Annotated in this window: 20 protein-coding genes; 9 read left to right on the top strand and 11 right to left on the bottom strand. The window is 75.0% G+C overall.

Annotation, left to right across the window (positions count from 1 at the left end):
- Nucleotides 1-6: 6 nt before the first annotated feature.
- A complete protein-coding gene (locus IF30_RS0120380) occupies nucleotides 7-2,217 on the bottom strand; it encodes an MMPL family transporter (protein ID WP_051710671.1) in 2,211 nt (736 codons plus the stop codon).
- Nucleotides 2,218-2,440: 223 nt separating this feature from the next.
- Here IF30_RS0120380 and IF30_RS0120375 point away from each other — a divergent pair, with 223 nt between their 5' ends.
- The 3 genes from IF30_RS0120375 to IF30_RS0120360 all read left to right on the top strand — a co-directional run bounded on the left by IF30_RS0120375 (nucleotide 2,441) and on the right by IF30_RS0120360 (nucleotide 4,872).
- A complete protein-coding gene (locus IF30_RS0120375) occupies nucleotides 2,441-3,061 on the top strand; it encodes a TetR/AcrR family transcriptional regulator (RefSeq protein ID WP_037900618.1) in 621 nt (206 codons plus the stop codon).
- 135 nt (nucleotides 3,062-3,196) lie between these two features.
- Nucleotides 3,197-3,694, top strand: a complete 498-nt coding sequence (locus IF30_RS47960) for a hypothetical protein (protein WP_158835283.1) — start codon at nucleotides 3,197-3,199, stop codon at nucleotides 3,692-3,694.
- 242 nt (nucleotides 3,695-3,936) lie between these two features.
- On the top strand, nucleotides 3,937-4,872 hold the full coding sequence (locus IF30_RS0120360; protein WP_030240358.1) for a nitrilase-related carbon-nitrogen hydrolase: 936 nt from the start codon (nucleotides 3,937-3,939) through the stop codon (nucleotides 4,870-4,872).
- An 82-nt stretch (nucleotides 4,873-4,954) separates the two neighbouring features.
- Here IF30_RS0120360 and IF30_RS0120355 read toward each other — a convergent pair whose 3' ends face one another.
- On the bottom strand, nucleotides 4,955-5,374 hold the full coding sequence (locus tag IF30_RS0120355) for a MarR family winged helix-turn-helix transcriptional regulator (protein ID WP_030240355.1): 420 nt from the start codon (nucleotides 5,372-5,374) through the stop codon (nucleotides 4,955-4,957).
- A 61-nt stretch (nucleotides 5,375-5,435) separates the two neighbouring features.
- Between IF30_RS0120355 and IF30_RS0120350 the strand changes: the two genes are divergently transcribed.
- From IF30_RS0120350 to IF30_RS0120330, 4 genes are all read left to right on the top strand, one after another.
- Nucleotides 5,436-6,230 (top strand): alpha/beta fold hydrolase, encoded by a 795-nt coding sequence (locus IF30_RS0120350; protein ID WP_030240351.1) that lies wholly within the window; start codon nucleotides 5,436-5,438, stop codon nucleotides 6,228-6,230.
- Nucleotides 6,231-6,756: 526 nt separating this feature from the next.
- Entirely contained in the window at nucleotides 6,757-8,328 is a 1,572-nt protein-coding gene (crtI, locus tag IF30_RS0120340) for a phytoene desaturase family protein (protein ID WP_051710668.1), read from the top strand.
- Entirely contained in the window at nucleotides 8,315-9,322 is a 1,008-nt protein-coding gene (locus IF30_RS0120335) for a phytoene/squalene synthase family protein (RefSeq protein ID WP_051710667.1), read from the top strand. The genes crtI and IF30_RS0120335 overlap by 14 nt, the downstream gene beginning before the upstream one ends.
- Nucleotides 9,319-10,329 carry a DUF5914 domain-containing protein gene (locus IF30_RS0120330; RefSeq protein WP_030240341.1) on the top strand — a complete coding sequence of 337 codons (1,011 nt, stop codon included), beginning with the start codon at nucleotides 9,319-9,321 and terminating at the stop codon, nucleotides 10,327-10,329. Before IF30_RS0120335 ends, IF30_RS0120330 begins: the two co-directional genes overlap by 4 nt.
- A 151-nt stretch (nucleotides 10,330-10,480) precedes the next feature.
- Here the strand turns inward: IF30_RS0120330 and IF30_RS0120325 are convergent, their stop codons facing one another.
- The 4 genes from IF30_RS0120325 to IF30_RS0120305 form a co-directional block, all read right to left on the bottom strand.
- Nucleotides 10,481-12,037 carry an FAD-dependent oxidoreductase gene (locus IF30_RS0120325; protein ID WP_030240338.1) on the bottom strand — a complete coding sequence of 519 codons (1,557 nt, stop codon included), beginning with the start codon at nucleotides 12,035-12,037 and terminating at the stop codon, nucleotides 10,481-10,483.
- Nucleotides 12,034-12,879 carry a methyltransferase domain-containing protein gene (locus IF30_RS0120320; protein WP_030240336.1) on the bottom strand — a complete coding sequence of 282 codons (846 nt, stop codon included), beginning with the start codon at nucleotides 12,877-12,879 and terminating at the stop codon, nucleotides 12,034-12,036. The genes IF30_RS0120325 and IF30_RS0120320 overlap by 4 nt, the downstream gene beginning before the upstream one ends.
- Nucleotides 12,876-14,237, bottom strand: a complete 1,362-nt coding sequence (locus tag IF30_RS0120310; RefSeq protein ID WP_234322780.1) for a lycopene cyclase family protein — start codon at nucleotides 14,235-14,237, stop codon at nucleotides 12,876-12,878. Before IF30_RS0120310 ends, IF30_RS0120320 begins: the two co-directional genes overlap by 4 nt.
- Before the next feature lie 459 nt (nucleotides 14,238-14,696).
- Nucleotides 14,697-15,638: an AraC family transcriptional regulator gene (locus tag IF30_RS0120305; protein ID WP_037900615.1), complete on the bottom strand. Its 942-nt coding sequence runs from the start codon at nucleotides 15,636-15,638 to the stop codon at nucleotides 14,697-14,699.
- A 104-nt stretch (nucleotides 15,639-15,742) separates the two neighbouring features.
- Here IF30_RS0120305 and IF30_RS0120300 point away from each other — a divergent pair, with 104 nt between their 5' ends.
- A complete protein-coding gene (locus IF30_RS0120300) occupies nucleotides 15,743-16,771 on the top strand; it encodes an aldo/keto reductase (protein ID WP_030240328.1) in 1,029 nt (342 codons plus the stop codon).
- 189 nt (nucleotides 16,772-16,960) lie between these two features.
- Here the strand turns inward: IF30_RS0120300 and IF30_RS50260 are convergent, their stop codons facing one another.
- Entirely contained in the window at nucleotides 16,961-17,545 is a 585-nt protein-coding gene (locus IF30_RS50260) for a TetR/AcrR family transcriptional regulator (RefSeq protein ID WP_030240325.1), read from the bottom strand.
- Nucleotides 17,546-17,642: 97 nt separating this feature from the next.
- Here IF30_RS50260 and IF30_RS0120290 point away from each other — a divergent pair, with 97 nt between their 5' ends.
- Entirely contained in the window at nucleotides 17,643-18,515 is an 873-nt protein-coding gene (locus IF30_RS0120290; RefSeq protein ID WP_030240321.1) for a class I SAM-dependent methyltransferase, read from the top strand.
- An 87-nt stretch (nucleotides 18,516-18,602) separates the two neighbouring features.
- Here the strand turns inward: IF30_RS0120290 and IF30_RS0120285 are convergent, their stop codons facing one another.
- The 4 genes from IF30_RS0120285 to IF30_RS50810 form a co-directional block, all read right to left on the bottom strand.
- Nucleotides 18,603-18,818 carry a hypothetical protein gene (locus tag IF30_RS0120285; RefSeq protein ID WP_030240318.1) on the bottom strand — a complete coding sequence of 72 codons (216 nt, stop codon included), beginning with the start codon at nucleotides 18,816-18,818 and terminating at the stop codon, nucleotides 18,603-18,605.
- 468 nt (nucleotides 18,819-19,286) lie between these two features.
- Nucleotides 19,287-19,637 (bottom strand): hypothetical protein, encoded by a 351-nt coding sequence (locus IF30_RS46820; protein ID WP_051710664.1) that lies wholly within the window; start codon nucleotides 19,635-19,637, stop codon nucleotides 19,287-19,289.
- A 774-nt stretch (nucleotides 19,638-20,411) separates the two neighbouring features.
- Nucleotides 20,412-22,094: a trypsin-like serine peptidase gene (locus IF30_RS0120275; RefSeq protein ID WP_030240313.1), complete on the bottom strand. Its 1,683-nt coding sequence runs from the start codon at nucleotides 22,092-22,094 to the stop codon at nucleotides 20,412-20,414.
- A 334-nt stretch (nucleotides 22,095-22,428) separates the two neighbouring features.
- Complete coding sequence (locus IF30_RS50810; protein WP_420791151.1) at nucleotides 22,429-22,635, bottom strand: DUF6087 family protein; 207 nt, start codon at nucleotides 22,633-22,635, stop codon at nucleotides 22,429-22,431.
- Nucleotides 22,636-22,831 lie beyond the last annotated feature (196 nt).

Below are 22,831 nucleotides of genomic sequence, written 5' to 3'. Positions count from 1 at the left end.
CGGAGGCTAGCGGATCCCGGCCGTGAGCGGGTTGTCTTCGGCGCCCGCCGAGGCGGGGCGCGCGGGGTGGCCGTCGCCCTCGATGTCGACGTGCGGCAGGAGGCGGTCGAGCCAGCCGGGCAGCCACCAGTTGGTGGCGCCGAGCAGGACCATGGTGGCGGGGACCAGCAGGCCGCGGACGACGGTCGCGTCCAGGGCGACGGCGGTCGCCAGGCCGATGCCGAACATCTTGACGACCGGGTCGTCGGAGAGCAGGTAGCTTGCGAAGACCGTGACCATGATCATGGCCGCCGAGCTGATGATCCGTCCGGTGGAGGCGAGCCCCGCCACCACCGCGCGGCGGTTGTCGCCCTCCTGGAGGTAGGCCTCGCGCACCGCGCTCAGCAGGAACACCTCGTAGTCCATCGAGAGGCCGAAGAGCACCGCGAACATCAGCAGCGGCACGTAGCCGGGGATCGGCACCGCGCCCTCCAGGCCGATCAGCCGAGCGCCCCAGCCGTGCTGGAAGACGGCGGTGAGCACGCCGTAGGCGGCGGCGACCGACACCAGGTTCATCACGGCCGCCTTCACCGCGACGATCGGCGAGCGGAAGGCGAGCAGCAGGAGCAGGCCCGCGACGGTCAGGACGAAGCCGACGACGAGGGGCATGCGATCCGCGATCCGCGCGTTGAGGTCGGCCTGGGAGGCGGGGCTGCCGCCGACGTGCAGCACCTGGCCGCTTCCGGCGGTGGCGGCGGGCAGGACGTCGGAGCGGAGCCGGTGGACGAGTGCGGTGGTGGCGGGGTCGGAGGGAGCGGTGGCGGGGGTGACCTGCCACCTGACGGTGCGGCCGTCGGCGGCCGTCGCGGGCGGCCCGACGGCGGCCACACCGTCGGTGCCGCGCAGCGCGGCCGTCACGGCGCTCAGGCGCGGGTCGGCGCCCCCGGCGGCTTCCTGCGCCGGGGTGGGCAGGATGTCGACGACCTGGAGCACGCCGTTGGCTCCCGGGCCGAAGGCCGTGGCCATCCGGTCGTAGGCGGTGCGGCTCATGCTGCCGCTGGGCTTGCTGCCGGCGTCGAGCTGGCCGAGGTGGAGGTGGAGCCCCGGGGTGGCGAGGACCCCGAGCAGGGCGAGGCCGGCCAGCAGCAGGGGCCAGGGCCTGGCCGCGACGAGGGCGGCGATCCGGCCCCAGCCGCGCGGGCGTCCGCCCGGGGCGGCGGCGGAGGCCCTGGGGGTCAGTCGCCCGCCCAGCAGGACGAGGACCGCAGGCAGGAGGGTGAGGTTCACTCCCAGCGCCGTCACCACGGCGATCGCGGGGGCGAGGGCCAGGGCGTACAGCAGGGGGAGTCCGCCCAGGGCGAGGCCGGCGAGGGCGGCCACCACGGCGCTGCCGGCGAAGGCGACGGACTTGCCGGAGCCGGCCGTGGTGCGCACGGCCGCGTCCTCGATGCCGACCCCTGCGGCACGCAGTTCCCGGAAGCGGGTGAGTCCGAACAGGGTGTAGTCGATGCCGACGCCCAGGCCGATCATGGCGGCGATGGTCTCGGCCGAGGCGGGCACGTCCATCAGGTGGCCGACCAGTCCGAGGACCGGCAGGGCGATGCCGAGGCCCACGACCCCGGCGAGCAGCGGGAGCCCGGCGGCGACGAGGCTGCCGAGGGTGAGGGTGAGAACCACCAGCGCGGCGCCGAGACCGAGGGCTTCGCTGCGGCCGGTGCTCCCCTTGTCGACCGCCGCGGCGAGGGAGCCGCCCGGGGTCACCTCGATGCCCGCGGCGGCGGCCGGGGCCGCTGCGGCCAGCACCGCGGAGGTGGTCTCGGGCGTCACTTCCCGCCCGGTGACGTCGAGTTCGACTGACAGGTAGGCGGTGTGGCCGTCGGCGCTCATGGCGGTGGCACCGGCCGGTTCGTAGGGCGTGGTGACGGCGGCCACGTGCGGCACCGCGGCCATGGCGGCGGCCGCCTGGCGGACCGCCGCCGCGGGCTCGGCGGCGGTGAGGGGGGCCGCGGTGGCGGCGGTGTGCAGCAGGACCGGCTGCTTGCCGGAGGGCGGGCCGGGGAACGCGCGGTCGGCGATGTCCCGGGCGGCCTGGCTGTCGCTGCCGGGGAGGGAGACGGCCTCGCTGGTGACGCGGCCGAACATTCCGACGGCGGTGAGCGCGGCGGCCAGCAGCAGCAGCCAGGCCGCGACCACGCGCTTGGGCCGGTGGGCGCACCAGCGCCCGACACGAGTGAACATCTTGCGAGGACCGTCCTTCGTCGCTGTGGCGGGGTCACGGCGGGACCGCGCGGGCGGAACCGCCCCGGCGGGACCGCGCAGGCGAGACCGCCCAGGCGGGATCGCGGCGGGATCCCGCGCCGGGATCGTCCGAGGAGCCCGCCGAAACTAATTGCACTCCCCGTGCAACACGTACACTTGCACTCACGGTGCAAGAATGTCAACGAGAGGGCGAGGAGCCCACGTGAAGCAGACCGGAGCCGCCACACCGGCCCCCGACGGACGCACGGAACGCGGACGCCAGACCCGCGAGAAGATCGCCGACGCGATGCTGTCCCTGCTCGACGAGAACCAGGCGCACTTCCCCGCCGACAAGGTCGCCGAACGCGCCGGCGTCTCCCGCAGACTGGTGTTCCACCACTTCACGGACATGGCGCAGTTGGCCGAGGTCGCCGTGAGCCGACGCCTGGAGCAGCTGCTGGGCCAGGTCCGGCCGATCCCCGTCGAGGGCCCCCGGGAGGTACGGGTGGCGGCCGTCGCGGAACAGCGCGCCCGCATCCTGGAAGGCCTCACGCCGGCCCGGCTCGCCGTCCTGCGGCTGGAGAACCCGTCCACCCGGGTCCAGGAGGGCATCCAGCAGATGCTGGACTTCGCCCGGCTGCGGCTCACGCAGATCTTCGCCGCAGAGCTCGACCCGCTCCCCGAGCCGGCCCGGACCGACCTGCTCAACGCCCTGGACGCGGTCACCACATGGAGTGCCTGGTTCCACTGGCGCTCATCCGGCCTGAGCCCCGAGGAGGCGCGGCACGCCATGGCCGCCACCCTGCGAACCCTCCTCGCCGGCGCCGACCGGACGCCGGCCTAGTCGCCGATGGAGCCCCGGCACGACCCGCACCGGCGCAGCGTGGCGTTCGCCGCGGTCGGCTGACCCCTGTGGATCGGCGGGCGCGGCGGCGGAGTACGGTCTCGGGGCATTGCACCAGCGAATCGAAGGAAGCCCATGCGCCGCGCCGCCGCAACCTGCCTGCTCGTGACCGCCGCCGCCCTGGCGGGCTGCGCGAGCGGCACTCCCGCAGGCAGCAAGGCGGTGGCCACCCTGGCCACCGCCTCCGCCTCCGCTTCCGCGGCTCCAGCTGCTTCGACCACGGCGAGCACCGTCGCGAGTCCCAGCGCCAGTGACAGCTCCGCGCGGGCCTGGGCGCTGAACTCCCCGCAGTACAGCGCCGTGACCAGCGCCTTCATCCCCATGGCCGCGACCATCATGAGTGCACACGGGGACACCGCGAAGGTGGGCCAGGCCTGCACGACCATGGCCAAGACGGTCATCGGCCAGCAGCCGGAAGCGGGCTCACCCGCAGAGTGGGGTCAGGCCCTCGGCGATCTGCAGAAGGCCGCCAAGCTCTGCGACGCTGTGACCGCCGGTGACGCCGATGCCTACGACCAGCTGCAGGACGACTTCTCCAGCGCCATGAACCACCTCAAGCCGCTGACCGACTAGCCGCGGCGAGGCCGTCCGGGGCGGCGTCCGCAGGTCCGTCACCGGACGGGGCCGCCCCCGCCCGCTCCCCAGTCGCCCCGAGGGGGCACCGACGACACCGAAGGCGAGGGCGCGCACCGGCCCGGCCGGGCCGGACGGGCCGCCTCCTGCGCCCAACGATCATGGTGTCTCACCGGGTGATGTGTCGTTTCTTCCGGTGTGGCGGTTGCTGGGATCGCCGGTCGCAGAAAGCGCATTTACCGATGAGGCAGCCTGTTCGTGTCGTGTTCCGCTCCGCCCTGCGCACCGCGCCCGCCGTCGGCGAGGGCCTGCGGGTGGCGCTGTACCAGGGCCAGGGGGCGGTCGGCAGCCGGGAGGCGGTGGAGCAGAACATGGACCGGCTGGACGAGGTCACCGCTCTGGCCGCGGACTACGACTGCCAGGTGGTGGTGTTCCCGGAGAAGTACACCACCGGGTACGCCATCGACCCCGGCCAGTGCCGGGAACTGGCGGAGCACTCCCAGGGGCCCTCCGTCGACCGGGCCCGCCTGGCGGCCAAGGAGAACAGCCTGTCCGTGGTCCTGCCCTACCCCGAGCGCGAGGGGGATGACTTCTACGACTCCATCAGCGTGATCGCCGCCGACGGGCAGGTGGCCGCGAACTACCGCAAGACCCACCTGTACGGAGCCGCCGAACGGCGCAACTACTCCTTCGGCCAGGAGCTACCGCCCCTGGTCCCGATCAACGGCATCCCGGTGGGCGTGCTGAACTGCTACGAATGCGAGTTCCCGCCGCTCTACCAGTACCTGGCCGAGCGCGGCGCCCAGGTCGTGCTGGGGCCCACCGCCGCGGACGGCCACTTCCGCCTGGCCGACGGCACCATGAGCCGCGTCCCCTACCAGGACGCCACCCGGCACATCATTCCCGCCATGGCCGCCGTCTGGCGTCTGTTCGTCGCCTACGCCAACCGCCGCGGCTGGGAACAGGTCCCCGCCGGAGCGTGGCAGTACCAGGGCAACTCCGGTATCTGGGGGCCCGACGGCGAACCGCTGGTCGCGGCCACGGCCGAAGACCGCCACCACGACTGCCTCCTGATCGCCGACTGCCTGCCGGCGGCCGTCCCGCCCTTCAGCCCCGAGGGGCACCACCCCACCGACAACCGCCTCGCCCTCGACCCGGTGCTACGCGCACCCCGCTGAGAAACGTACGCAGCGGCCTTCGACGGGCGGAGCACCGCTCAGGACGGGACGGGAACCCGCAGGCGGGGTTCTTGCGGCGGGTCTACGTGTCCTGTTCTGCGGTGAGGCGCCGGAGCAGGTCGAGCAGGGTTGCGCGGTCCGGGTCGGGCAAGGCCGAGAAGCAGGCGGCGAGCACCCTGTCGGCAACCGTGTGGCCGTCCGCCAGGACCTGCTCGCCGACGGGCGTGAGATGGTGCTCGATGCGCCGGCCGTGGCCCGGCCGGCGCTCGACGAGGGCCTGGGCTGCCAGGCGGCCGGCGAGCGTTCCGAAGGCCTGCTCGGTCTGGAACGTCGCTGCGGCCAACTCGCGGGCCGACGCGCCGGGTGAGCGGCCGATCGCGCGCAGCGCGTCCCACTGGGCCAGCGTCGTGCCGATGGCGGACAGCGCGCTGTCGAGGGCCCGGTGCTGCCGGTACTGGGCTTGTTTGACCGCTCTGCCGAGTTCTTGCAGCTCACTGTGCATGGAGCCAGCCTACGCGATAACCAAGCTAGCTTATTTAAAGATGTTTAGTTACGCTGCGGCCATGACCACAGACGCATCAGCCACATCCGCCGACCTGTCCCTCACGCTGGACGAGGAGGGAGCCGGCCGGCCGGTCCTCGTCCTGCACGGCGGCGGAGGCCCCGCCACCGTCGCCGGCCTCGCCCGACACCTCTCCCGCACCGCACGCACCATCACGCCCGTGCACCCCGGCTGGGACGGCACCCACCGCCCCGCATGGCTCACCGGAGTCGACGACCTCGCCCTCGTCTACCTCCGCCTCCTGCACGAGCGCGGACTGCGGGACGTTCTCGTCGTCGGCTCCTCGCTCGGCGGCTGGATAGCCGCCGAGATGGCCGTACGCGACAGCGCTGGAACCATCACGGGCCTCGTCCTGATCGATGCCGTCGGCGTCCAGGTCGAGACGGAACCGATCACCGACGTCTTCGCCCTCGACGCCCGCGGCGTCGCGGAGCACTCCTGGCACGACCCCGACCGGTCCTACGTCGCCCCGGCCGACGTCCCGACCGAAGAACTCGCGCGCAGACACGCCAACATGGCCACCATGCGCGTCCTCGCCGGCGACCCCTACATGCACGACCCCACGCTGCTGCGTCGGCTCGGACAGGTCCGGGTGCCCGCCCTCCTGCTCTGGGGCGAGAGCGACCGCATCGTCACCCCCGCCTACGGCGCGGCCTACGCCGACGCCTTCGGCAACGGCCGACTCGAGGTCATCCCCGGGGCGGGCCACCTTCCGCAGCTCGAACAGCCCGAAGCCGTTTTCGCCCTGGTCGACGCCCACCTGCACCGGACCGGCGACCCGTCCCTTCACCAGTGAGTGACCGGCGGCGGCCGACTGCCTCCCCACCGACCGACCGACTGGCCGACTGGCCGACTGGCCGACCGGCCGGAGCGGTCGTTTACAGGTGCGGGCCGCGCTCGCCCGGCGGGGGTTGTGCCGATGGAGGGGCTTTGCCCGTTCGAGGGGGGAATCGTGCGCCGGGGGCGACTGGAGCGCCGAGGCCGGGGATAGACGAACAGAGCCCGCTGCCACGGTGGCCGCGCGGGCCCCGGGGTCCGCACGCGCAGGGGCACCGGAACGCGACGTCGAAAGCGAGCCCGATGTCCAGTCCGTCGTCACCGGTGGTGCCCGCCGCCTCACTCCGAGGGCCCGGTCCGGCCCCTGCTACGGGAGGCCCGGCCGCGGTGGAAGGGGTGGACCCCGACGTGCCGGGCGCGGTGGGCCGGGCGCTCGACAGCCCCCTCGCCCGGCCGGTGGCCCTCGGGCGCGCCCGCGCCGACGCGGCAGCGGTCGACGCCGCGTCACCCGGGCCCGGTCCGCTCCCCCGTGAGCGGGCGGGCGGATGAGCCGCGCCGTGCCGTCGGCTGATCACGTCGTCGTCGTGGGAGCGGGCCTGGCCGGACTGTCGGCCGCCTGCCACCTGGTCGGGGCCGGGCGGCGCGTCACCGTCGTCGAGCGGGACGACGCGCCCGGCGGGCGGGCCGGTCGCATCCGGCGCGGCGGTTACCTCTTCGACACCGGTCCCACCGTGCTGACCATGCCGCACCTGGCCGACGAGGCGTTCCGGGCCGTCGGCACCTCGCTGCGCGAGCACGTCGAACTGCTGCCACTGCACCCCGCGTACCGGGCCCGCTTCGCGGACGGCAGCTCGTTGGACGTGCACACGGACGCGCATGCGATGGAGGCCGAGGTGGAGCGGTTCGCCGGGCCGCGGGAGGCGGCGGGCTACCGGGACCTGCGCCACTGGCTCACCCGGCTCTACCACGCGCAGATGCGGCGCTTCATCGACACCAACTTCGACTCCCCCTGGCAACTGCTCACCCCGGACCTGGGCCGCCTGGCGGCGCTGGGCGGGTTCGGCCGGCTCGCCCCGCGGATCGGGCACCACCTGCGCGACGAGCGGCTGCGCCGGGTCTTCTCCTTCCAGTCCCTCTACGCCGGGGTGGCGCCGGCCCGGGCGCTGGCCGCGTACGCGGTCATCGCCTACATGGACACCGTGGCCGGGGTGTGGTTCCCCCGTGGCGGCATGCACGCCCTCCCCCGGGCGTTGGCCGGGGCCGCCGCGGCGGCGGGCGCCGAGTTCCGCTACGGAAGCACGGTCGTGCGCCTGGAGCGGTCGGGGCAGCGGGTGACGGCCGTCGTCACGGACCGCGAGCGCATTCCCTGCGACGCGGTCGTCCTCACGCCCGACCTGCCCGTGACGTACCGGCTGCTGGGGCGGGCGCCCCGCCGGTGGGTGCCCCTGCGGTTCTCGCCGTCCGCGGTGGTCCTGCACCTGGGCACCGACCGCACCTGGCCCGAGCTGGCGCACCACACCCTGTCGTTCGGCCGCGCCTGGGAACGGACCTTCGACGAACTGACCCGCACCGGAGAGCTGATGACGGACCCTTCACTGCTGATCACCCGTGCGACCGCCACCGATCCGTCGCTCGCCCCGGCCGGCCGGCACACCCACTACGTCCTGGCGCCGGCACCCAACACCGCCGTCGGCCCGGACGCCACGACGTGGGGCGACCTGGCACCGGGCTACCGGCGCCACCTGCTCGACACCCTGGAGCAGCGCGGGCTCACCGGCATCGGCGGCGCCATCGAGGAGGAGCTCCTGGTGACCCCGGCCGACTGGGCCGCCCGGGGCCATGCGGCCGGCACGCCGTTCTCCGCGGCCCACACCCTCGCCCAGACCGGGCCGTTCCGGCCGCGCAACCTGGTGCGGGGGCTGGAGAACGCGGTGGTGGCCGGCTGCGGCACCACCCCCGGCGTCGGCGTTCCCACGGTGCTGATCAGCGGGAAGCTCGCCGCCGCCCGCATCACCGGCCCGCCGCGCCCGGGGCACTCGGCGCACTCGGCGCACTCGGGGCACCCGGTGCGCCCCCTCCCCTCCCCGATCGCAGGAGCCGCTCATGACGGCCCGTGAGCTGGACGCCGCGGGCATCACGGCGCCGGCCCTGCGTGCCGCGTACGCCGCCTGCCGCGACCTCAACGCCCGGCACGGGCGCACGTACTTCCTGGCCGCCCGGCTGCTTCCGGTGGAACGCCGGTGCGCGGTCCACGCCCTGTACGGGTTCGCGCGCTGGGCGGACGACATCGTCGACGGGCTGGACCGGCGCGAGACGCCCGCGGAACGGGACCGGCTGCTGGGACTGCTGGAGGAGGACCTGGCCGCGGGCCTGCGGGGCGGGGGCGCGGCCCACCCGGTGGTGCGGGCGGTCGCGGACACCGCCGACCGGTACGGCATCGACCCGCGGTTGTTCACCGACTTCCTGGCCTCGATGCGCGCCGACCTCACCGTCACCGACTATCCGACCTACCAGGACCTCCACCGCTACATGCACGGCTCGGCAGCGGTGATCGGCCTGCAGATGCTGCCCGTCCTCGGGACGGTGACGGACCGTGCCGAGGCCGAGCCGTACGCGGCCCGCCTCGGGGTGGCGTTCCAGCTGACCAACTTCCTGCGCGACGTGGGCGAGGACCTGGACCGCGGCCGGGTCTACCTGCCCGGCGACCTGCTCGCCGCCCACGGCGTCGACCGGCCGCTCCTGCAGTGGAGCCGTCGGACCGGCCGTGACGACGCCCGCATCCGGGCCGCCCTGGTGGCCGCCGCGGGGCTGACCCGCGGCGTCTACCGGGACGCGCAGCCGGGCATCGCGATGCTGGAGCCCAGGGTCCGGCCCTGCATCCGGACCGCTTTCGTGCTCTACGGCGGCATCCTGGACGCGATCGCCGAGGACGGGTACGCGGTGCTGCACCGGCGTTCGGCGGTGCCGCGGCGCCGCCGGGCAGCCGTCGCGGCGGCCGGGCTGGCGCGCGTCCTGGCCGCCCGGGTGCCGGTGGCGGCCCGGGGTGGCTCCGCCTCCGGGCCGCCGCACCACCGCTCGGCGGCCCGGCGCGGCCGGGGGGCGGCGCGGTGAGCGCACCACCCGGACGGCGCCGGACCTCGCCGCTGCGGCTGCGCCGGGGCCCGAACCGGTCGGGGCAGGAGCCGTCGTGGCAGGCGGCGAAGCCCGCGCTGATCGCGTCCGCCCTGGCCCGGGCGACGGCCCGGCCGTCCGGGAACTGGTACGTCGTCGGCCCGGCCGGGAGCATCGCCTCCCGCGGCCGGCCGTGCGGACGCCTGGTGGGCGGGCGGGAGGTGGTGCTGTGGCGGGACGGCGCCGGGACACTGCGGGCCGGTTCGGGCGTCTGCCCGCACCTGGGCGCGCCGTTGAAGGACGGCCTGGTGGTGGGCGGCACGCTGGTGTGCCACTGGCACGGTCTGGCCCTGGACGGCGTGCGGTCCGCCGGGTGGGAGCGCTACCCGGTGCACGAGGACGGGGTCCTCGCCTGGGTGCGGCTGGACGCCGTCGGCGGTGAGGAGCCGACGCAGCGCCCGGCGGTGCCGCGGCGCCCCGCCCCGGAGGGGACCGTCTCGGCGGTGTACACCGGCCTGGGACGGTGCGAGCCGCAGGACGTGGTGGCCAACCGCCTGGACCCGTGGCACGGTTCCTGGCTGCATCCCTACGCCTTCACCGATCTCCGGGTCGTGGCGGTGCCCGACGCGGCCGGGGACCAGGACGACGGGTTCGTCGTCGACGTGTCGTTCCGGGTGGCGGGGCGGCTGGTCGTGCCGGTGCGGGCGGTGTTCACCGCGCCCGGGCCCCGCACCGTGGTGATGCGCATCGCCCGCGGCGAGGGCGCCGGGTCGGTGGTCGAGACCCACGCCACCGCGCTCACCGCCCCCTTCGCCCCCGCCCCGCGGACGGCGGTCGTGGAGGCGGTGGTCGCCGCGTCCGGGCGGCGCGGCTTCGCCGTGGCGCGGGCACTCGCTCCGGTCCTGCGGCCGGTGATGCGCCGTACGGCCGGGCGGCTGTGGCGCGACGACCTGGCCTACGCGGAGCGCCGATGGGCCCTGCGCAGCACCGGGCGCTTCCCCGGCTGAGGGCCGGGGCTCCCGGCCGCCGACCGGCTGGCCGGGAGCCGTCCAGGGGCCGTTCAGGGCGCCGTCCAGGGGGCCCGTTCGGGGGCCGTTCGGGGGGTCGGGAGCCGTTCAGGGGCCGTTCGGGGCGGCCGTTCAGCCGGCCGGGGGCCGTTCAGGGGGCCACCCGGCGGGCCAGGGCGCGCAGCGGGCGACAGCGGCCGGCCCGGGGGACGGACCACAGGGTCTGGCCGGCCACGCCCCAGCGGGCGAGCAGCGCGTTCGCGGCCTGGAAGCCGGTGGTGGCGGCGCGTTCCATCAGGGCGACCGGCAGGTCCGTGCGCACCAGGTCCCCGGCGAGGACGACGGCGGGGTGCGGGGTCAGGACGCCGGGGCGACGGGCCCATCCGCCGACCGGGAACACCGGGCAGTCGCTGCGCCACTCGTGGCGCGCGTCCACGAGGCGGGCGCCGCGGGTCTCCGGGTAGACCTCGTGCAGCCGGGCCGTCATGCGCTTCTCGACCCCGGCACGGTCGGCGTCCCCGTCCACGGCGTAGGCGTGCAGTTCGACCACCGAGCCGCCGGTGCGGGCGGCCCACCGCGCCGCCTCTCCCTCCCAGCGGTCGAGGACGCTGACGTTGTCCAAGCCGTCGTAGCCGCTGGTGCCGAGGAATCCGGGCCGGTGCGGAGCGAGGGGGCGGTCCAGCCAGAGCCGGGAGACCAGGAAGGGCGGCGCGGTGCGCAGGGCGGCGATGTCGGCGCGCCAGCGCGGGTCGCCGAGGTGGTCCGAGACGGCGACGAGGCGCCGCAGGCCGTCGGCGTCGAGGGCCAGGACGACGGCCTGGTGGCGCTCGGCGCCCCGAGCCGGGGTCACCACCTCGATGTCGCCGCCGGGCAGCGGCCGGACCCGGTCGACGGGGGACGCGGTGCGCAGATCGACGCCCAGGGTGCCCAGGTAGTCGGCGAGGGGCTGCCACAGGGCCTGCGGGTAGGGCTCCGTGGGGACGTCGAACAGCAGTCCTTCGGAGGATCCGAGGAAGTAGATGTGGAACATCAGCATCAGTTCGGCGGCGGACAGCCGACGCGGGTCGGTGAAGAAGCTGCGGGAGAACACCTCGAAGGCGAGGTGTCGGGCGCCCGGGGGGAAGTTGATCTTCTCCAGGAAGTCGTGGGCGCTGGTGTCGTCGTACCGTTCGAACACCTCCGGGACGCGGACGTCGAGCAGCGGCAGGGCCGCCCGTGCGTCCAGGGCGGCCAGGTCACGCAGGCCGAAGGTGGAGCTGAGGAGCCCGAATCCGGCCGCACTGAGCGGAGGGGTGCGCGGCACCCGGGCGAAGCTGTCCGTCAGTCCGCAGCGGTGGCGCAGCGGATAGTCGGCCAGGGCGGTCAACCGGGTGAGCCCGGGGTCGGTACGCCGCAGCAGACCGCGCAGGTTGTAGTACTGGCGGAAGAACGCGTGGAAGCCGCGGCTCATGGTCGCCGTCGAGCCGTCGGCGAGGCGGGTGGGCCAGCCGGCGACCCTTCCGCCCAGCACGGGCTCGCGTTCGTGGAGGGTCACCGCGATGCCGCGTTCGGCGAGCGCGGTGGCGGCTGCCAGGCCGGCGATGCCGCCGCCGACGACGGCGACCCGGGGCGGTTCCGCTCCCGGGAAGCGGGCGTGGCCCGGTGCGGCCTGCACCGTTTCGGCCCGGCGGTCGCGGCCGCGTCGGGCGGCGGGCGTCGTGTTCCTCACGCGTGCGCCTCCGGGTGGGCACGGCCCGGGCGCGCCGCGGCGGCGGGCGGGGCGACCGCCGGACGGGGGCGGACGGCGAGGAAGGTGTGGACGATGCCGGTCTGCCACCCGGCCACCGGCAGGGTGCGCACCGCTGCGAATCCCGCCCGTGCCAGGCGGGCGGCGAAGTGCGGGGCGGTGTCGAAGTCCAGGACGCTGCGGCGCAGGTGGCGATAGAGGCCGCGGTCGCCGGTGAGTGCCCCGGCGGGCTCGACGACCGTCCGGCAGACGGCGTTCCACAGCATCCGGTGCGCCGTCGAGCCGCTGAGGCTGTACTCGTGGACGGCCAGGCGCCCGCCCGGTCGCAGCAGGGTGTGCACGCCGGCGAGGACGGCGTCGGGGTCGGTGGTGTTGCGGAACAGGTAGGCGGCGAAGACCGCGTCGTAGCGCTGCCCCGGGGGGACGGCGGCGGTGGTGGTGTCGGCGCCGGTGGCGGCGGTGGTGGTGGTGCCGGTGCCGGTGGAGCTGGCGGCGGCCAGCAGGTGTTCGGCGGTGCGGTGGAGGAAGGTGACGTTCTGCGGCCAGGGCTTCGCGGCCGCTCGTGCCAGCATGCCGGCGGAGGCGTCGACGGCGGTGATCCGGGCGTGTGGCGCGGCTTCGAGCAGCGCCCGGGTCGAGGCCCCGGTGCCGCAGCCGAGGTCCAGCACGTGCAGGCCGGTCCCGCCGGCGGGCAGGCGCAGTCGGCGGGCCGAGCGGCGCAGGGCGCCACGGTGGCCGGGGTTGAGGGCGGTCAGCAGGTCGTAGGCCGGTGCGGCGTGGTCGAAGGCACGGATGAGGTCGCGGTCGCGCAGGAGCGACGTCAACGGTTCTCCTCGGAGGCGTCGGGTGCGGGTCCGGGTGCGGGTGCGGGTTCGGGCCCGGGTGCGGGTTCGGGTCCGGCGCCGGGCAGGGCGCGGCGGGGCAGCAGGGGCAGTTCGGCGGCGCAGCGCAGCATCGGGCCGACGGGGCAGCGCAAGCCGATGCGCAGATCCTCGGCTGGGGTGCTCCGGCCGTCGAGGAATCGCAGGACCTGGGCGGCGGGGGTGCGGCGGAACAGGTCGGTGAAGAAGCGGGGGCCGTCGATCCGGCCGGTGTCCAGGGCCCGCAGCAGGACGGCGTCCATGGCCAGGGCCCGCCGGCGGTGAGGTGCGGGCGCGGGTGCGTTCCGCCCGGATGCCCGCGGCCGGCCGAGGGCGGCGGCGATGGCCCGGCTCTGTCGCTGGACGGCGCTGAACGTGTAGCCGGTGGCCGGGCGGGTGGCGCCGCCGGCGGTGCCGATGCGCACGTGTGCGGGCCCGGCCCGGCGGGGGAAGCGGCCGTCCGTCATGGGGATGACCCCCTGTTCGACGTCCTCCACCGTGAGGGCACCCAGGCCCAGGATCCGGTGGGTGTAGTCGTGCAGCGCGTGCTCGTATCCGGCGGTGGTGAGGGGGCGCCGGGAGAACTCGGTGTACTCGACGAGGGCGCGGTCGGCGGCCAGGGGCAGGACGTAGCCGAAGGCGAGGCCGTGGGCGGGCTGCGGGACGCGGAAGTCCATCAGATGGGCCGTGCCGGGGTCGAAGCGCGGGCGGTCGGTGTGCACGAACCAGCCGCGGAAGTGCTGCAGGAGAGCGGTCCGGGCCAGTGGCGGCCGCACCGGCGGCCTGGAGTCGAACACGTACCGGGCGTCGAGGATGAGCGGCCGACCGGCCGGGTCGGTGGCGACCACGCGGGCACCGGGGCGTCCGTCCGGCCGGGTCTGCACCCGGTGGACGGTGGCCCGCAGGATCCTGGCCCCGGGGTGGGCGCCGAGGCGCTCGTGCACCAGTTCCTCGAACGCGGTGGAGCGCAGCATCCGGTAGCGCAGCGGGGCGGGCTCCACCTCGACGGCCCTCCCGTCCGGGCCGGTGATCCGCAGCCGGGACCACTGCGCGGTGACGGCCTGTTCGTACTCCCCCGGGCCGTCGTCCCAGAAGCACCAGGTCCGCGGGGGCGGGCGCAGCGGGCCCTCGGGGGCCTCGACGACGGTCAGGTCGAGCCACGGGCGGGGCCGGTGTCCCTCGGGCCCGGGCCCGGGTCCGGGCCCCTGTCCGGGTCCGGGTCCGTGTCCGACCAGCCGGTCGGCCAGACTGAGTCCCGCGGCCCCGCCACCGATGACGACCAGCGGCAAGGGCTCGGATTCGGCGGTTCTTCTCGACCTCAACCTGCTCCACCTTCCGGCTGGACGGGCTTCCGGCGGTCGGCGCCCGGCGCCGTCCGGCAGATCCGTCCGAGGGGGCCTGGCGGGCATCGTCCCAGGCGCGCGGCGGTGTCGACGGTGTCGTGGCGTTCCGGGCGTGTCACCCGCCGCGGATCCCGGCCCGTCCACGTCCGCGGTCGCGGTCGTGATTCTGGTCGTGGTCGTGGTCGCGGTCGCGGTCGTGGTCGGGTTTGCGGTCGCGGTCGTGTCTGCGACGAATCGTGAGGGCAGGCCCGACTCGGCTACGAGGTGCCGTGCCGGCCGGCCTGAACGCTGCGGCGGCTGCCCGGGGCGGCGCGGGCCTCCCGCACGGGACGGCTTCCCAGCGCTGCCCGGCCGCCCGGCCTGCGGCGGACGCGGTGCCCGCGCCGGCCGGGCCTCGCAGGAAGCCGAGCAGGACCGGCACGTCGCGGGACCGGCACGTCATGGCGCCCCGGCGCGGGCGCGGCCGGTGACGTCCTGTCGCACGCGGACCCGGTAGCGCATCGGCGACTCGCCGACGACCCGCTTGAACGCCGCACTGAAGGCGCTCTCCGAGCCGTAGCCCAACTCCTCGGCGAGCTCCGCGACACGGGCGTCACCGTCGCGCAGCGCGCGCTGGGCGAGCAGCATGCGCCACCGCCCGAGATACGTCAGCGGTGGCACACCGGCTGCTTCCCGGAACCGCTCGGCGAAGGTCGTCCGGGACATCGCGGCGGCCCGTGCCAACTCCTCGAGCCCCCAGGTGCGCCCGGGGCGGCCGTGCAGCAGGTCGAGGGCGGGGCGGAGGCGCTCGTCGACGAGCAGGCGCAGCCAGCCGGGGGGCAGCGCGGCCTGGTCGACGTAGGACCGCAACAGCTCCAGCAGGAAGAGCTGGCCGTACTGCCGGATCGCGAAGGCCGAGCCGAGCCGCCGCGCGGTCGCCTCGTCGAAGAGCCGCAGCAGGGCCGCGAGGAGCCGGTCGTCGTCACCGGTCGGCCTGATGTGGGCCACGGGTGGCAGTGATCCCAGGAGGAGCGTTCTGCCGGCCTCGTTCAGATCGACGCAGCCGCCGATCACGATGTCGTCGGCGTCGCGGTCCGCCGACGCGAAGCGGTCGGAGGAGAAGTCGGATTCCGGCTGCACCTCCTGGCGGGGTTCCGCGCCGGCCTGGAACGAGACCCAGGAGCGCCCGGTGAGGATCGCCACGTCACCCGCCACGAGGTCGACCGGTTCGTCGATCCCGTCGGTGGTCAGGCGGGCCCGGCCGCTGACGAGCGCGAAGAACTTGACCGGGTCGGCGAGCGGTCCGCGGCCCCACCATCCGCCGCGAGCCGCGATGCCGCCGGTGAGAACGCCGCGGACCTCGACCAGGTCGAGTGCTTCGGAGAGTCGGTCTGGAGTCATAACCGTACTCTCGCGCAAGAAATCTGGACTCACAAGCATTCATCGTCCGACCGTTCCCCGGCACGCTGGTGGCAGCAACCCGCAGACGGACCCCAGGAGAGAACATGCACTACCGCAGCCTCGGCCAGACCGGGATCAAGGTGAGCCCCTACGCCCTCGGCGCCATGATGTTCGGCGCGCTCGGCAACACCGATCACGACGACTGCGTCCGCATCGTCCACCGGGCCCTCGACGCCGGCATCAACCTCGTCGACACGGCCGACATGTACGCGCACGGCGAGTCGGAGGAGATCGTCGGCCATGCACTGAAGGGCCGTCGGGCCGACGTCGTGCTCGCGACGAAGGCCCGGAACCCGATGAGCGACGAGCCGAACCACCAGGGCGCGTCCCGGCGCTGGCTGGTGCGCGCGTTGGAGGACTCACTGCGCCGCCTCGACACCGACTACGTGGACGTCTACCAGATCCACCGCCCGGACCCCGACACCGACATCGAGGAGACCCTCGGGGCCCTCACCGACCTGCAGCGGGCCGGCAAGATCCGCACCTTCGGCACGTCGGCCATGCCGGCCTCCGAGCTCGTCCGCGCCCACTGGGTCGCCGAACGGCGCGGCCTCGCCCGGCCGCGTACCGAGCAACCCGTGTACTCGATCCTCAACCGGGGAATCGAGCGCGAAGTGCTCCCGGTGGCACAGGAGTTCGGCATGGGCACCCTGGTCTGGTCGCCGCTCGGCGGCGGGCTGCTGACCGGGCGCTACCGGAAGGGGCAGGAGGCCGCGACGCACCGCTCGCAGTACGGCTTCCGGCACCTCAAGGACGACCGGCGGCTCGACGTCGTCGAACAGCTCATCCCGCTCGCCGAGGAGGCGGGCATGCCGCTGACCCATCTGGCCATGGGCTTCGTCCTCGCCCACCCCGGCGTCACGTCCGCGCTCCTCGGACCGCGGACGATGGCACACCTGGAGGACCTGCTCGCGGGCGCCGGGACCACGCTCCCGGACGACGTCCTGGACCGGATCGACGCCATCGTGCCGCCCGGTACGGACACGGGCACGCTCGACATGGCCTACCAGTCGCCGGCCGTCCTCCGGCGGGAACTGCGGCGGCGTCCGGCGGCCGAGCGCGCGGCGGCGTGACCACGGGCGCGACGGCCCGGCGCGGCGCCGCGGCGCGGGGACGTGGTCGACCGGTGTCCTGCCCGTCCGGCTCACCATCGCGGGCGGCCTCGCCCGCGGCGGCTGAACGCACCGTCCGACGCCGGGTACCCTCCGCACGGTGAACGGTGCCGTCGAGGCGGTACCCGGCCCAGCCGTTCCGGCGGGGGCTCAGACCTCGGCGACCAGGGCGGCGACCAGGCGCCGGACCAGCGCCGGGCCGTCGGCCGACCGGTGCCCGTGCATCAAGAGGTGGTGGGCCGTCCCCGCGAGGGCGAGCGCGAGCATCGCACAGTCGGAGTCCGCCCGCACCCGGCCCAGCCGCTGCTCGGCCTCCAGGTAGCGGGTGAGCGTGTCCTCGACGGCGTCGGGGCCGGGGGCGCCGGCCTGCCAGGCCGCCCGTACCTGCTGCGCGACGCCCCGCCGGGACAACGCCACCGCCGCCACCACCGGCCCGGTGGCGCCGAGCATGGCGAGCGCCGCGCCGGCCAGGTTCTCCCGCACGTCGCCCTGCCCCGCCCGCCCGGCCAGCGGGGCGACCTCGGCGGCGACCCGCTCGAAGCGGTCCAGCACCAGCTGGGCGACGAAGTCGTCCAGATCGACGAAGTGGTTGTACAGCAGGCCCTTCGCGCAGTCCGCCTCCTCGGTGACGGCCCGGTTGGTCAGCCCGGCGGGCCCCTCCCGGGCGAGCACGCGCTCGGCCGCTGCGAACAGCCGCTCCCGCACGTCGGGGATCGCTACGCCGCGTGGTGACATCCAGTCCTCCGCCCAGGGGGCTTGCACAGAATGAGCATGCGCCCATACTTTGCTATGGGCACATGCCCATACTAGTGGTCCCGACAGGAGCGAACCCATGCGCACGCCCGTCAACACCGCACAAGCCCAGGCCTGGAACGGCGACGAAGGCCGCCACTGGAGCGACCGCCACGACCGCTGGAACGCGATCAACGAAGGCTTCAACCCGCTGCTGCTCGCCGCCGCCGCGATCGCCCCCGACGACCGGGTCCTCGACATCGGCTGCGGCGCCGGCCAGACCACCCGCCTCGCCGCCGAAGCCGCCACCCGCGGCTCCGTCCTCGGCCTCGACCTCTCCGCCCCGATGCTCGAGCGCGCCCGTACCCTGGCCGCCGGCCACGCCCCCGGCCGGATCGCCTTCGAACAGGGCGACGCCCAGATCCACCCGCTGCCCACCGCCGCCTTCGACGCCGCGATCAGCCGCTTCGGGATCATGTTCTTCGACGACCCGGCCGCCGCTTTCGCCAACATCGCCCGGGCCCTGCGCGCCGGCGGACGCCTCGCCTTCGTCTGCATGGCCGACCCCGCCCGTACCGAATGGGTCCGGGTCCTCGACCAGGTGCGTGCCGCCCTGCTCCTCCCGCCGCTGGACACCCGCCCTCCCACCGGCCCCGGCATGTTCTCCCTCGCCGAGCCCGACGAGATCCACCGCCTCCTCGACGCCGCCTTCACCGGCGTCCGCACCGCACCCGTCGAGGCCGCCGGGCACTTCGGCCGCGACGCCGCCGATGCCGCCGACCACCTGCTCAGCTCCGGCCCCGGCCGCCACCTCGTCGAACTGCTCGACGGCGCCGCCCCGGCGGACCACGACCACCGCAGCGGCACCGAGCGGGTCCGGGCCGCCCTCACCACCGCCCTCACCCCCTACGAACGGCCGGAGGGAGTGCGGCTGCGCACCTCCGCCTGGCTGGTCACCGCCACCCGCCCCTGACCGACTCCCGCCGAGGCCGTGGCCTCGGCCGAGCGCCGGTCTCCGAACGCTCCGCAGGTCGGGACGGGGCAGCGCCGACGGATCCGGTCAGATCTGCCGGTCCGGGTCGGAGAAGGTCAGGCCGCCGGGTGCGAGCGGACGCCGGGCCGGGGCAGGTACCGCAACGGTCTCACCGGGCGGCTGGCGGAAGTCGGCGCCCTGCTCGACCGGCAGCGGCCGGTGCCCGCCGGACTGGACGGGACGGGGCGCATCGGCGGAAGGGTCGGAGAAGGCGGGCAGCGAAAGGCTGCGAGGGTCAGTCATGATCCCCAGTGTCGCAGCCCGAGCGGACAGAGGGTGGCCCGGGCCGCCATCACGGGTGGTAGCGGTCCGGCACCGGCCGCGGTGGCGGGCGGGGCTGGGCGTCGTGGCGACCGGAACCTGGGCGCCGTGGTGGCGGGCGGGGACTGGGCGTCGTGGCGGGCGGGGCCTGGTCATCGCGGCGGGCGCGCTGCCGCCTTCCCTGCCCGGGATGTCCTGGCGGAGTCCAGCCGGCCCTCGCCGGATCCGCAGGTCCCCGGCTTCGGCAGTGAGCCGGGCCGACCCCTCGAAGGCGCCGCCCCGGCGGTCGACAGCCGCCCAGGCACTCCCGGCTCCGTTGCCCAGCGCGGGGCCGGGCGCTCCCGGTGGCCCCATCCGGGCCGGGTGCCCGACCGGCCGGAGAGCTTCCGGCCGTGCCAGGGCCGTGGACAGGTGGAGATCGGGATGCCGCGCTCCGGGGAGCCGGCCGAGTCAGTAGCCCTCGCGTACCTCGAACACGCCGCTGTCCCAGTAGACGGACGGCTCGTCGGCCTCGCTCGGCCAGTCGCTCTGCAGGTGGCGGCGACCGCGCCCGAGAGCCCCGACCCGGTGCGGGCTCAGCCGCCCCGCCATCAGGTCGCCCGCCTCGGCGTCCGTGATCGGCAGCACGGTCCGGTACTGGGCGTCCTGTGAGGCGACCCAGTCGACGTATTCGGTGAAGACGCTCACGAAGGCCTGCGCACAGAGGCCGCAGCGCTGCACGGAGACGATGAAGTGCGAGTCGTCCCGGACCATCCCCTCGACCCGGACCCCGGTGTGGCTCTGATGGTGCGCCCGTGCCACCGCGGCGTCTTCCGCGCAGCAGGCCGAACACCCGAAACCCGCGGACTCCCTCACGCCGCCCCCCGTGGTCGCACCGCTCTCCGTTCGTGGGACGACATGCTAGACGGCGCCGGAGCCGAGGGGGATGCGGGGCCGACCGGACGCGTCCGGTGCCGCTCCAGCGCCGGGAGGGACGAGAGGGACCGGACCAGCGGTGAACCGCCCAGCGCGGCGCGCGGGCGTCGGCGCGGCCGCTGGGCGGTGGCGCAGCCGCTGGGCGGTGGCGGATGACGGCCGCGGGGGCTCATCCTCACGGCGGATCGCCCGGGGCCAGGTCCGGTCCTATCCCACAGCCGATGCCGTGGCTGATGCCGTAGCGGTGCGCCACGTGGCGACGCCCCCGGCGGGCTTGGCCTGCGGATTCTGGCAGGTCCGCGCACCCGGCGCGCAGGCCTCGGTGCGGCGGCGTTGTCCGCCGCGGTCTTCCCCGCCAACGTGAAGACGGCGTGCGACTGGCGAGCCGGCCCACGCCGCCGACCTCGACCTACGGGCCCTGATCAGCCACGGACTCACCCCCGACCGCGCCACCTGGCAGATCGGGGCTGCCGCCCGACGGCGGCAGCCCCGATCACACCGAGATCCTCGTCAGTCTTCCTAGCCGGTGGCGGCTGCCCGGCCGGTCATGGTGGTTCCTGTTCCGGTGGCCAGCCACAGACTCTTGCCGTCCGCGCTGATCCGTCCATGGTGGTGCCCGAGCCCGTGGCGACCCAGAGGCTGCCGGCCGGGTTGCCGGTGTCAGCCCCGTGCCAGGCCAGCGCCCAGCCGCCGGTCCATGGTGGTGCCCGAGCCCGTGGCGACCCAGAGGCTGCCGGCCGGGTTGCCGGTGTCAGCCCCGTGCCAGGCCAGCGCCCAGCCGCCGCCCGGCAGCGCGGCCAGCGACGGACTCGTACCCGCCGCGACACCGAGCTTCCACGGCTCGGACAACGAGGTCAGGGTGGTGCCGACACCGGTGGCCAGCCACAGGCTGCCGCCGGGGTTGTCGGAGTCGGCGCCGTGCCAGGCCGCCGTCCAGCTCCCGTCGGGATTGGCGACGATGGAGGGGCTGGTACCGGCCGCGACGCCGAGGAGGTTCGGCTCGGAGAACCCGTTCAGGGAAGTGCCGCTGCCATTGGCGATCCACAGGCTGCCGGTCGGATTGTCGGTGTCCCCGCCGTGCCAGGCCGTCTGGAAGGTGCCGTCCGGCAGGGAGGCGAGAGCCGGGTTGGCGTTCGGGGCGACTCGCGGTGCGGTGGTGTCCACCTGCGAGGGGGCGTCAGGGCTGGCTCCGGCCGACGTGTTCCCGCCGGTTTCCAGGTACCGGACCAGGTTGTCGAACGCGCTGTTCCACACGACGCCGTAGGAGGGGTAGCTGCTGCTGCCGCCCTGCTCGTACCCGCCGACGTTGGCGTACGCGGTGCCCGTGCTGTCGCTGAGCGGACCGCCGGACGCGCCATCGGCGAACGTGCAGCTGAGCCGGAGTTGGCTGTTGTCGCCGTTGAACCGGGTCGCCGGCGCGTTGCACGCCCGGGGGTCGGAGTAGTCGCCCGGGTAACCGACGGTGTAGGTGGGCGTCGAGGCCGCACTCACGCCGCTCGAGACCTTCCACCGGTGGGTTCCGACCACGTTGCCGATGTAGGCGCCGTCGGTGGAGCGCGGCTTGATCCGGTACACCCCGAAGTCGTAGTCGGCGGCGTGGTAGTCGTGCCAGCCCTTGGTGACCCAACCGGTGTCCTGGGCGTACCAGGAGCCCACGCCACCGCCGGAGGAGTTGTCGTTGGGCACGAACCTGTCCGGGCTCGGGGCGTTGAGCCAGAGGCCGGGAGGGCCGCCGAAGGCGTGACCCGTGCTGTTGTAGATGCAGTGGCCGGCGGTGGCGACCAGGTCGACCGCGATCACCGTGCCGGTGCAGTTCCACTGGACGGGACCGAGGTGGTAGTAGAGCTTGCCGACCGTGGGCTCGCCCCTGGTGGTCCAGGTCGACCCCCCGTCGGACGGGGTGCCGCCCGCGCCGATCGGGCCGGCTTCCACGTCGCCGTACCGCGTACCGGAGTCGGTCAGGTACGCCCTGGCGTAGTAGGTCGTGTTGGGGGCCGCCACGAACCGGTTGACGAGCGAGGAGTAGGCGACGTTGTCGGTGCCGGGAGTGGTGCGGAAGCCCACGTGGTCGCCGGCGTTGGTCGCGGAGTCGGTGAGCGTCGAGTCCTGCCAGGCGACCGAACCGCCGTTGTAACGGGTTCCGATCTGGACGAACAGCCGAACGTCGGTGGTCCCGCCGGTGGACGTCACCTTGGCGTGGATGACGCCGTCCGAGTCCTGGTACACGCAGGGCTGGAGGGTGTACCCGAACGCGACCGCCACACCGGAGCCCGGGCGGCAGACCTCGTCGTTGGCGTGCGCCGGTGTCGCACCCAGGACGGGAAGCAGCCCACCGGCCGTCACGGCCAGCCCGGTCAGGACCGAGGCGAACCGCCTCGGCAGTGCACGTCCCGGTCTTCTCGGGACTCGTAAGAGTACGCGCAGCTTGGCCAACATGGTCGTCCCCTCGTGACGGGCGGCTGTCACGGCCGCGCTCGGCAGAGCGGCAGCCGGTGGCCCAAGTGCCCGCGTCCACGGGCCACTTGGCCGACGCTAGCCACGGCGCGTCCCGATGTCCTCGCCCCTGGGCACGATGCACCGGCGGGCCGGGCCCGGCTACGTCAGGCCCCCGGGCGAGGTGGCCGCGGAGCGGGCCCGCCCGGCCGTCGTGGACCGGGCGGGTGGTGCCGCGCAGCGGTCAGGGCCGGCGGTGGCGGCCGGAGCCGGTCGCCACCGCAGTCGTCGGTGGTGCGTCGGTGAGGGCGATCGCCAGCCAGGCGTGACCGTCCCACTCCTGCAACAGCCGCAGGGCGGTGGGGTCGATGCGCGCGGCGGCCGTGGCGACGACCCGTCGCGCTCCGACCGGGCGCAGGCACCGGGTGCGACGGGCGGCCCACTCGCTCAGCGGTTCGTCGTCCCCGGCGCGGCCGCCTCTCGCCGGGTGGTCGGTGTGGTCAGCGTGGCAGGGGCCGGGCGGGGTCGTCCAGCCACCGGGTGCGGGCTCCGTCGTCGTGCGGCTGGACCGCGTGCGTGACGCCGTCCGGGAGCAGCCCCATCAGGTGCTCCACTCCTGGCCCGCGGACCCGGTGCCGGTCGGCGTC

This window comes from Streptomyces sp. NRRL S-350, from assembly GCF_000719705.1.
Classification (GTDB): Bacteria; Actinomycetota; Actinomycetes; order Streptomycetales; family Streptomycetaceae; genus Kitasatospora.
The sequence above is the reverse complement of the archived record's forward strand: the minus strand, read 5'-3'. Positions and strand labels throughout refer to the sequence as shown.